Annotated in this window: 2 protein-coding genes; both read left to right on the top strand. The window is 71.9% G+C overall.

Annotation, left to right across the window (positions count from 1 at the left end):
* Window positions 1–264: 264 nt before the first annotated feature.
* On the top strand, window positions 265–1,398 hold the full coding sequence (locus SACHA_RS0113480; RefSeq protein WP_019810628.1) for a GuaB3 family IMP dehydrogenase-related protein: 1,134 nt from the start codon (window positions 265–267) through the stop codon (window positions 1,396–1,398).
* A gap of 256 nt (window positions 1,399–1,654) precedes the next feature.
* Window positions 1,655–3,352: a GMC family oxidoreductase gene (locus SACHA_RS0113485; RefSeq protein WP_019810631.1), complete on the top strand. Its 1,698-nt coding sequence runs from the start codon at window positions 1,655–1,657 to the stop codon at window positions 3,350–3,352.
* The last annotated feature ends 20 nt before the right edge of the window (window positions 3,353–3,372 follow it).

Consider the following 3,372-nt stretch of genomic DNA (forward strand, 5'->3'; position numbering starts at 1 on the left):
GGTCGGTGCGGCCCGTGGGTGGCGCGTTTCGCGGGCGGAACGCGGTCCGGGCGGGCTGCGGTCGGTGCGGTGGTCCCGGCCTCGGTTCCCACCCTCCGTCGGGTGCCCGGTCGCCGGTCGGCGGTCGTGGGGCGCTCATAATGGTGGGGTCCGCGGTGCACGGGTGACGTGCCGTGTGGCGTCTCGCGGGCGCCCGGCGGTGCGGGCCCCGGAATGCGGCCCGGGGCCACCGGGAACGCTTCTCACCTCGGAAAGGACACTCTGGTGCGGGATCTGGTCGAGATCGGGATGGGCCGGACGGCCCGGCGTGCGTACGACCTGGAGGACATCGAGATCGTGCCGTCCCGGCGCACCCGGTCGTCGAAGGTCGTCAACACCGGATGGCAGATCGATGCGTACCGGTTCGACCTGCCGCTGATCACCCATCCCACGGACGCCGTTGTCTCGCCGGAGACCGCGATCTCGATCGGCAGGCTCGGCGGGCTCGGCGTGCTCAACGCGGAGGGCCTGTGGGCCCGGCACACGAACGCGGACGGTGAGCTGGAGCGCCTGGCCGACGCGGCGCGCAAGGGCGCGGGCTGGGCCGAGCTCGGTGGCATGCTGCAGGAACTGCACTCCGCCCCCCTCCGCCCCGATCTGCTCGCCGAGGCGATCAGGTCGGTGCGCGACTCCGGGGTCACCGTGGCGGCGCGGGTGAGCCCGCAGCATGCCGCGGAGCTGACCCCGGACCTGCTCGCGGCCGGCGTCGAGGTGCTGGTGGTGCAGGGCACGATCGTCTCGGCCGAGCACGTGGCGCGCGACGGCGATCCACTCAACCTCAAGGAGTTCATCGCCGATCTCGATGTCCCCGTGGTCGCGGGTGGGGTCAGCGACTACCGCACGGCGATGCACCTGATGCGTACGGGCGCGGCCGGGGTGATCGTGGGACACGGGCACAGCCCGGGGGTGACCAGCACCGACCGTGTCCTGGGGATCGGCGTGCCGATGGCGACCGCGCTCATCGACGCGGCGGCCGCGCGGCGGGACTACCTGGACGAGACCGGCGGTCGGTACGTGCACGTGCTGGCCGACGGCGGTGTCTCGCACAGCGGCGACATCGCCAAGGCGATCGCCTGCGGGGCGGACGCGGTGATGCTGGGTGCGCCGTTGGCCTCGGCCGGCGAGGCGCCGGGGCGGGGGCTGTACTGGACGTCCGCCGCCGCGCACCCGTCGTTGCCACGTTCGCGGGTGGCTCCGGGGGCGAGTCTCGACGTCGACCTGCGGACGTTGCTGCACGGCCCGACCTCGGATCCGGAGGGTGTGGTGAACCTCTTCGGTGCACTCCGCCGGGCACTGGCCAAGACCGGCTACTCCGACCTCAAGGAGTTCCAGAAGGTCGGGCTCACCGTCCGCCCCTGACCCACCCCGGCAGGCCCCCTCCGGCAACCACCCCGGGCCGGCCCCGTACCCACACGACGACCGCCCACCGGGCCCCCGCGACGGCCGGGGCCGGACGACAATCCGCCCGCGAAACGCGCCCACCGGCGCCCCGGGGAGGCGACTTTCGCGGGCGGACCGTTGTCCGGGAAGGGGCGGGTACGGCATTCCGGTCGGGCACGACTCGTCGGTAACTTACCTCTGGTCAGGAGGGCGGGCGGCGGCTACGCTCATATGTGTGACTGGGCGTAACACCTATTTGGACTACGACGTCGTGGTCGTCGGCTCTGGCTTCGGCGGCAGTGTCGCGGCGCTGAGACTGACCGAGAAGGGCTACCGCGTGGCGGTCGTCGAGGCGGGACGCCGGTTCGCCGACGACGAGTTCGCCGAGACGTCGTGGGATCTGCGCCGCTACCTCTGGGCGCCCCGGCTGGGTTGCTTCGGTATCCAGCGGGTCCACATGCTCAAGGACGTCATGGTGCTCGCGGGCGCCGGGGTCGGCGGCGGCTCCCTGGTCTACGCCAACACGTTGTACCGGCCGCTGAAACCGTTCTACACCGACCGGCAGTGGGCGCACATCACCGACTGGGAGTCCGAGCTGGCCCCGCACTACGACCAGGCCAGCCGGATGCTGGGGGTGGTGACCAACCCCTCCGTGACACCGTCCGACGAGGTGATGCGCAAGGTGGCGGCCGACATGGGGGTCTCGGACAGTCACCACCCGACGCCCGTCGGGGTGTATTTCGGGCCGCCCGGGGAGCGTGTCGCCGACCCGTACTTCGGGGGTGCCGGGCCGGACCGGACCGGGTGCACCGAGTGCGGGGCGTGCATGACGGGCTGCCGGGTCGGGGCCAAGAACACGCTGGTGAAGAACTACCTCTACCTCGCCGAACAGCTCGGCGCGCAGGTGATCCCACTGACCACCGTCACCGGTGTGCGGTCCCGCGACGACGGCACGGCCGAGGTCGACCTCCGCAGAACCGGGACGGTCTCCCGCCGGTTCACCCGCACGATCACCGCGGGGCACGTCGTGTTCGCCGCGGGGACCTGGGGCACGCAACGGCTGTTGCACCGGATGCGGGACACCGGTGCGTTGCCGGAGCTGTCGGACCGGCTCGGGGAGCTGACGCGCACGAACTCCGAGGCGATCATCGGGGCGGCCCGGACGTCCGTCGACCCGGACAACGACTACAGCCGTGGTGTCGCGATCACCTCGTCCATCCACCCGGACGAACAGACCCACATCGAACCGGTGCGCTACGGCAAGGGCAGCAACGCGATGAGCCTGCTGCAGACGGTCGCGACCGACGGCGGGTCCGCGGTCCCCCGGTGGAAGCAGGCGCTGCGGTTCGCCGTCCGGCACCCGGTGCAGACCGCCAAGCTGCTCAGCAGCTACCGCTGGAGCGAGCGCACCGTGATCCTGCTGGTGATGCAGAGCCTCGACAACTCCATCACCACCTACACCACCCGGGGCTGGTTCGGCCGCCGCCGATACACCTCGAAACAGGGGCACGGCACGCCCAACCCGACGTTCATCCCCGCGGGCCACGAGGCCAACCTGCGTGCCGCCGAGCACATCGGCGGGACACCGGGCGGTACCTGGGGCGAGATCGCCGACATCCCGTTGACCGCCCACTTCATCGGCGGTGCGGCGATCGGCACCAGCCACGAGGACGGCGTGATCGATCCGTACCACCGGGTGTTCGGGTACCCGAACCTGCACGTGGTGGACGGCACCGCGATCACGGCGAACCTCGGGGTGAACCCGTCCCTGACGATCACGGCGCAGGCGGAGCGGGCATTCGCGTTGTGGCCGAACAAGGGGGAGCCGGATCCCCGGCCCGCCCAGGACGAGCCCTACACGCGACTCGACCCGGTCGCCCCGGTCCACCCCGCCGTTCCCGCGCACGCCCCCGCGGCGCTGCGGACCGGCTGACCACATTCCGCGGGCGAAAT

Origin of the sequence: Saccharomonospora halophila 8, from assembly GCF_000383775.1 — a bacterium.
GTDB classification, from domain to species: Bacteria; Actinomycetota; Actinomycetes; order Mycobacteriales; family Pseudonocardiaceae; genus Saccharomonospora; species Saccharomonospora halophila.